The 6490-nt window shown below is 66.9% G+C and carries 3 protein-coding genes and 2 pseudogenes; 1 reads left to right on the top strand and 4 read right to left on the bottom strand.

All coding sequences use genetic code 11. The features are described 5' to 3' along the window. Positions 1 to 346: 346 nt before the first annotated feature. Positions 347 to 1363, bottom strand: a pseudogene (locus tag ACWDX6_RS29290) (DNA sulfur modification protein DndB); the annotation flags it as partial. A gap of 111 nt (positions 1364 to 1474) precedes the next feature. Further along, positions 1475 to 1795, bottom strand: a pseudogene (locus tag ACWDX6_RS29285) (tyrosine-type recombinase/integrase); the annotation flags it as partial. Here ACWDX6_RS29285 and ACWDX6_RS29280 point away from each other — a divergent pair. Then, positions 1770 to 1949, top strand: coding sequence for a pentapeptide repeat-containing protein (locus ACWDX6_RS29280; protein WP_451487893.1), 180 nt, complete (start codon positions 1770 to 1772; stop codon positions 1947 to 1949). The pseudogene ACWDX6_RS29285 and the gene ACWDX6_RS29280 sit on opposite strands and share 26 nt — an antisense overlap. 318 nt (positions 1950 to 2267) lie before the next feature. On the opposite strand, the gene ACWDX6_RS29275 is transcribed toward ACWDX6_RS29280, so the two are convergent. Both ACWDX6_RS29275 and ACWDX6_RS29270 read right to left on the bottom strand, forming a co-directional pair. After that, entirely contained in the window at positions 2268 to 3335 is a 1068-nt protein-coding gene (locus ACWDX6_RS29275) for a beta family protein (RefSeq protein WP_451487892.1), read from the bottom strand. A gap of 1388 nt (positions 3336 to 4723) precedes the next feature. Then, complete coding sequence (locus ACWDX6_RS29270; RefSeq protein WP_451487894.1) at positions 4724 to 6265, bottom strand: M4 family metallopeptidase; 1542 nt, start codon at positions 6263 to 6265, stop codon at positions 4724 to 4726. Between the last annotated feature and the right edge of the window lie 225 nt (positions 6266 to 6490).

Raw genomic sequence — 6490 nt, 5'->3', positions numbered from 1 at the left:
CCCCCTGGTCGACGGCGCCGCGAAGATCATCCCGGCCGCCTGGCCCGAGGGCACCCACGACGTGTGGACCGGCGGCCACGCCACCCCCGCCGAGGGCCTTCTTGTACCAGTCGGTAATCACCTTGGTCAGGTGGACGATGTTCTGCTGACGCATGATCGGAGCGGAGGCGTTGGGCTCGAAGTCCTCGTTTGCCGCGGTGGTACGCCAGACGCTCTGCTCGGTGACCGGAGCGCCCATGTGGCGGTCGAGCCGCTTAAAGAACTCCTGGATGTCACCGTCTTCCACTCCGTCCTCCTTGAGGTTGCGGTAGACGCCGCCGAGGACGCGGAGCATTCCTACAGAGCCAAGGAGGGAGGACTCGCGGAGCTGCATCGCCTTGGTGGGGGGCGCCGGCGGCTCGTTCTTGCGCTTCTCGGAGAGAGAGGGGTGGTAGTTGTCGACGTCCTCCTCAGTGATCGCCGCCAGGTCAGTGAAGGCCGTGGAAATGACGTCCAGGAAGCCACGGACGCTTTCGATCACCTCATTGTCGGTGAGAGATTCGACCTTCTTGTTCACACGCCCGCCGGGTCCGGCAATGACGGAGCGGGTGATGTCGGCGACGTGCTTGGCACCCATCAGGTTGCGGTTGGCCAGGGTCATGCGGTCGCGCTCGATGTCGATCTTCCCCGCGAAAAGAGGGTGAGCGACGATGTCAGTGAGCGTGCGGTTGGCGATACGCGAAGTGTCGAAGCGAGCCCGGACAGCGCCGGAGATGCCCTTGGCATTGTCGGCGACGTCGACGAACATCTGCTGCCCGCGGACGCCATCGACCTCAACGTAGATGTCGACGCCGATGAACTCTTCCTTGAGACGATGGAGCCGGAGGATCAGGGCCGCGCGCTCCTCGCCAAGCTTCTGCCTCTTGGCCTCGCTGGCGCGGACCGCCTCACGGTCAATGCGCGCGATCTCGTCGGTGATGCGCTTCTTCTCCAGGTGAACCCCGAGCACGCGGTGCTGACCGTCGATCGTGATCAGGCGTCCGATGCCGCCAATGGCCCACGGGACAGTGAGGTAGCCGACGGTCCCGTCCTCACTGATCGGCTCGAAACGGCAGCCGCCGGTGTCACGAATGAGGAGGGCCGGCGCCACCCAACCGGGGTTCTCAGCGAGGTAGTTACCGAAGCCCTTCGCGTGGTTGGGGTCGACGCGACGGTTATCCGGGTCAGGCTTGGCCGGGTCCGGGATCGTGAGGATGACCGGGAGCTCGGACAGAGGGATGCGGGTCGTGTAGACCGTGCGTCCGCCTTGCGTGGTCCGAATCGCCAGGTAGGTGGACTCCTCGCGAGTCAGCGACAGACGGGAGGGATCGACGGTGATGCTCACCTTAACGTCCTTTCCAGGCCGGGGCGTTGATCCCCAGCCGTAACAAGGCGCAACGTAGGGCCTTTGCTGACTAGCCGTCAAGATTACTTGTTATTGGCGGCAGTTGGCGAACTAATGTTCGTCACTCCAGCCCATTGCTTTCTCCATCTTCCTGTTGTTCGACTCCTCGTGGCCATCGATGCAGCCCTCGTAGCGACGGTGGATGACCTCCGGCGAGTTGCCCGCCCGACGGGCGACCTCGGCGACGGGGACACCCGCGTTCAGCCAGTTCGTGATACACGTGTGCCGCAGGTCGTACGGGCGATGGGCGAGCGGGGACTTCACCTTGTCCGGTGGCAGGGCAATCGGCCGGGCCTCCTGCCAGACTCTCCAGTAACTGGATGTCCCGAGTACGGCGCCACGCTCGTTGGCGAAGAGCTGGCCGTCCGGCGCCAATCTCACTGGGGCGGACCTCACCGGGGCCAAGATTGCTGGAGTGAAGTTCGAGAGGGCCAAGCTCGAGGGAGTCCGCAGGATGTCCCAGTGGCCCTGGCACAGGCCGAACGGCAAGCGTCCCAGCTGTCCGACTGTCCGGTTGAGCCGCTGACCTGGGCAGCTGACCCGGACAGTCGAAGTGGCGGCTGTCCGGGGAGTCCGGTCACAGCGGCCGCATCGCCGGGGTCGTAGCAGCCCGTCGGCGCGGCCCAGCCGTGTGGAGCGCAGGAGCCGAAGGTGACTTCCGAGCTCCCTCCGCTGCGCTGAGTGTCTAACTGAGTGACAACGGAGGCTCACGCCCGCGGATGTCCACGAACGCTCACGGACTCCCGCCGCAGGTCAGTGGGCTACCCTGAGCAAACTGCGGATGCGCCCGAATTGCTTCGGGACGAAGAGGTCCAGCCTGAATGGCCAGTGATGCCCCGGCGGCTTAGGGGTGCCCGAATGTGGCGAGGTTGGATGAGACTACCGCCAGGTGGTGCGAGGTCGCCCAGGCTCGCCACTCCGTTCCGCCTCCAGCCTTGGGCCTCAGACGATGCGCGCACTCCATCAGCCGGGCGTCGCCCCACGACGTTCGCGCGCCTGTGGCCGGCCAGTGAGGAGAGTCGACCAAGTCAGCGCTTAGGACAAAGAAGTCGTCATTTCCGGAGCGGACTCGCGGATAGACGAAGACCTGCCAGGCGTCCGGTGTCGTGTAGCGCATGTTGGGATCTGGCGTCCCCCGGGATTTGACAGGCATCCGCGGATGCGTCACGCCGAAGTCACCGAAGTCTGGGGATTTTCCGCGGTATCTATTAAAGACGCGTCGCCAGAGCTGTGCGTCTCGCCGGGCTACAGGCGTCGCTTGGCCCCTCGGGAATCCGGTCAGGTTGACCGGGAAGGCGCCGGCAGCAACGCACTCGTGGCGCCAGCGCCATGAGGCGAGGGCTTCCAAGGCGAAGACAGCGCAGTCAGCAAGTCGATCCCTTTCGAGCTCCGAATCCACTGGACCGGCATCAATGAGGAGGTCAACCTCTTCTGGTTCAAGGCGCAACACCTTGAGGAGTCGGCGGATCTGGGCGTGATCGGGAAGGCGCTGAGGTGATTCAACAGCAAGAGAAACCCGTAAACAGGCGCCATGCTGATGCTCCGCCGCAGCCCGTGCCGCCTCAAGCAGCACTTGTCTTTCGTCTGTGTGCCGAACGACCGGGCACATGGCGACACCACGGAAACCGAGAGACTCACTGAGGCGGGCCACAGGACCACCGGCATCGCCCTCAAGAACTCTTGCTGCCGGCAAGGCTCCGCTGTCGACAGTCAGAACCGTGCTTTGAGGCACTGCATCCATCGCACGGTCACAAAAGGTCTCCAGAACGTCCCGGACGTCTGGGTCAGGGACCAGCTCCATGACAGGCCGGATACACGAGCGGACAGCTGGCGTAACATGCTGAAGAGCCGAGAACTCCCCCGCTTTGCCCTTGAGTATCGGAACGTAAGCCAACGGCTTCCCCCAGCGCACTCAGCACCAAGCCAATGGATGTCTCGCTCACTCCAACCAGAGTGTGACGAGAACCCGTCATCTCGGGTAGGGGCACAAACCAGCCGCAAGTCTCATTCTTGACCCCTTGGGCTAGCCCAGGCCGTACACCAGGAGCAAGCACTGGGGCGCCACAGCGTGTGAGCAACGTGTGAGCAACGCGGCGATCACAGGGCCTGTTCGCGTTTACGCAGGAGACCGCACAATCGGACGCGTCTCGGCCATGCCTTCCGGAACCGTGTGCGCAGGTCGAATCCCGCCGGGGGCACTTCGCAGGAAGTGCCCAAAGACCCCGTCACCAGAGGAGACGCTGAGGCCGGGGTCTTCTTGCGTGTGCAGGCGTGTGCCGCGCTGAGCAGCCGTATGCCAGGGGCCGGCGGCCTATTCGCGGCCTGGACCGTGGGGCGAAACGAGGAAGGCCCCCGGACAGGTCCAGGGGCCTTTGGAGAGCGTGGGGATCACCCTCGGATCTCTCGTACCGAGGTGTTGTTCTCGTCGCTCAGCTCCAGCGTGTACTCGAGCCCAAAGGCAGCGAGGACCCGGCCCAACTCGTCGAGGCGCGCGGGTCCGCGACTCCGCTGAGCAGAACGTCCGAGCCGTCGACCGGATCGATCTCCACCTGGCACCAGTTGGTTTCCACCTCGTAGCCGTCCCAAGAAGACGATCGCGAGCGCCAGCCGGCTCGGACGAAGCAAGCAGCCACGGCGGAGGCGTCACTACAACCGTGCAGGACACCGCACACGTTGTAGTGCAAGTCGGTCCACGAAGCATCGAGCCTTGGACCTGCATCGGATATGTCCACGCCCGGAGTATGCAGTAGCTGACCAGCCACAATCACTCGTACTCCCTCAAGAAGTCCTCGATACGCCGGTTCGCCACTGCCGTCGCCCGTCAAGGCACTTCGCGTACCGACTTAGCAGCACTCCACGCTGTTGCCGGCACGCTCGGCAACCTCGGTGGCGTCCACGCGTCGGTGAAGACCGCGCGGACCTGGTGCGTGGGTTGGACCTCGTGCATGGGCGTGGTCCCGTCGGTCAGCCGGCCATCAGCGGCGGGGGAACGGGGCGGTCCCAGAACGTCCAGCCCCGCGCCTCCAGTTCGGGGGCCAAACGGGACAGCCAGTCCTGGAGCTACCAGGGGCCGTCACCGGTCCGCTCGGTGTACCGCTCCGCGCCGTCGGCGGCGAAGGGTTCCGCGGCACCGCAGCCCCGGCGCTCACCCGCGAACCAAGCCGGGACGGTGTCCTTGTTTCCGCCCAGCCCTTGGCGAGCCAGGCGTCACATCGACTCCCTCCGGGTCGCCTCGGCGTTCCGGGCCCCCTCCCTGAGGCCCGGGGGCCGCCTCGGTGTGGCGGCCCCCGGGTCTGCCGGCTACTTCACGTTGACCGCGGCCCAGGCCGCGGCGACCGCCGTGGATTCCGGGCTTCCGGCGCCGTAGAGGTCGGTCGTCGCCTGGAGGGTCGCCGTGCGGGCGCCCGCGTAGTCGGTGGACGAGGTCATGTAGGTCGACAGGGCCTTGTACCAGATCTTGTACGCCTTGATCCGGCCGATTCCCGTCACCGTCGAGCCGTCGTAGGTCGGGGAGTCGTAGCCGACGCCGTTGATCGTCTTGGCGCCGCTGCCCTCGGAGAGCAGGTAGAAGAAGTGGTTCGCCGGGCCGGAGGAGTAGTGGACGTCCAGGCGGCCCAGGTTGCGGTCCCAGTAGTCGCGGGAGTTCCCGTCGCGGCTCGGCTTGTCCATGTAGCGCAGCGGGGTGCCGTTGCCGCGGATGTCGATCTTCTCGCCGATGAGGTAGTCGCCCGGGTCCGAGGCGTTGGCCGCGAAGAACTCGACCGAGGTGCCGAGGATGTCGGAGGTCGCCTCGTTCAGGCCGCCGGACTCCCGGCTGTAGCGCAGGCCCGCGGTCGCGGAGGTCAGACCGTGGGTCATCTCGTGGCCGGCCACGTCGATCGAGGTGAGCGGCTTGGCGTTGCCCGCGCCGTCGCCGTACGTCATGCAGAAGCACTGGTCGGACCAGAAGGCGTTGACGTACGCGTCGCCGTAGTGGACGCGGGAGAGGGCGGCGACGCCGTCGCCGCGGATGCCGTTGCGGCCGAGCTCGTTCTTGTAGAAGTCCCAGGTGAGGGCCGCGCCGTAGTGGGCGTCGACGGCGGCGGTCTGGCGGTTGGCCGGGGTGCCGTCGCCCCAGACGTCGTCGGCGTCGGTGAAGAGGGTGCCGGTGCCGCTGGTCGCGCCGTTCAGGTCGTACGTCTTGTGGCCGCCGCGCGCGGTGTCGGTCAGCGTGTACGACGGGGCGGTGCCCAGGGTGACGTCACCGGCGTACTGGCTGTGGCCCGAGCCGGTCTCGATGGCCTCGTAGGCGTACAGCTCCTTGCCGTCGGTCGCGTCGGTGATGACGTGCCGCTCGCTCGGGGTGCCGTCGGCCTGGACTCCGGTGACGACGGTCTCCCAGGCGAGGGTGGGCTTGCCGGTCGCGGCCCAGATCACCTTGCGGGCGGACGTCGCGGCCGGGGACTTCTCCTCCGAGGAGGCGACGGCCGACTTCTTCGCCGTCGCGGCCGGGATCGCGGCGGTCGTGCCGGGCACGGATATCCGGGCGGCGGTCGCCTTGGTGGTGGAGCGGGCGCCGTTCGTCCTCTGGTGCACGACGAGGTCGCCGCCGAGGACGGGGAGACCCTCGTACGTCCGCTCGTACCGGGTGTGGACGGTGCCGTCGGCGTCCTTGACGACGTCCCGGACGACGAGCTTCTCCTGACCGGACAGGCCGATGTCCCGCGCGGTCGTGGCGGCCGCGGCCTGTGCGTTCTTGATCGCGGTGGTGCGCTCGGCCGCGGTGAGGACGAGCGCGGTGGCGCCGCTCTCGCGGTCGGCCGTGGCGCCGGCCGTGCCGCCCTGGAGGCCGACGACGAGCATCGCGGCCGAGGCGATCAGGGCGGCGGCCCGCACGGTGGTGCGGCGGCCGGGGGTGTGCGCGTGGGTGTGCGCGGTGCGGTGGTGCGAGGACTGCAGGCGGGTCACGCGGGCTCCTTCGCTGATGCTGCGGGGGGTGGCGCGGCAGCGAGCGTGCCAGCGAAAGAGCCTTTTTGACAGGTCTGCAACAAGGATTTGACCATCAGTTGTCCGGAGGGCAGCCAGACG

This window comes from Streptomyces sp. NPDC003027, from assembly GCF_053591435.1.
Note: the sequence above shows the minus strand (reverse complement) of the source record. Positions and strands in the feature narration are given on the sequence as shown.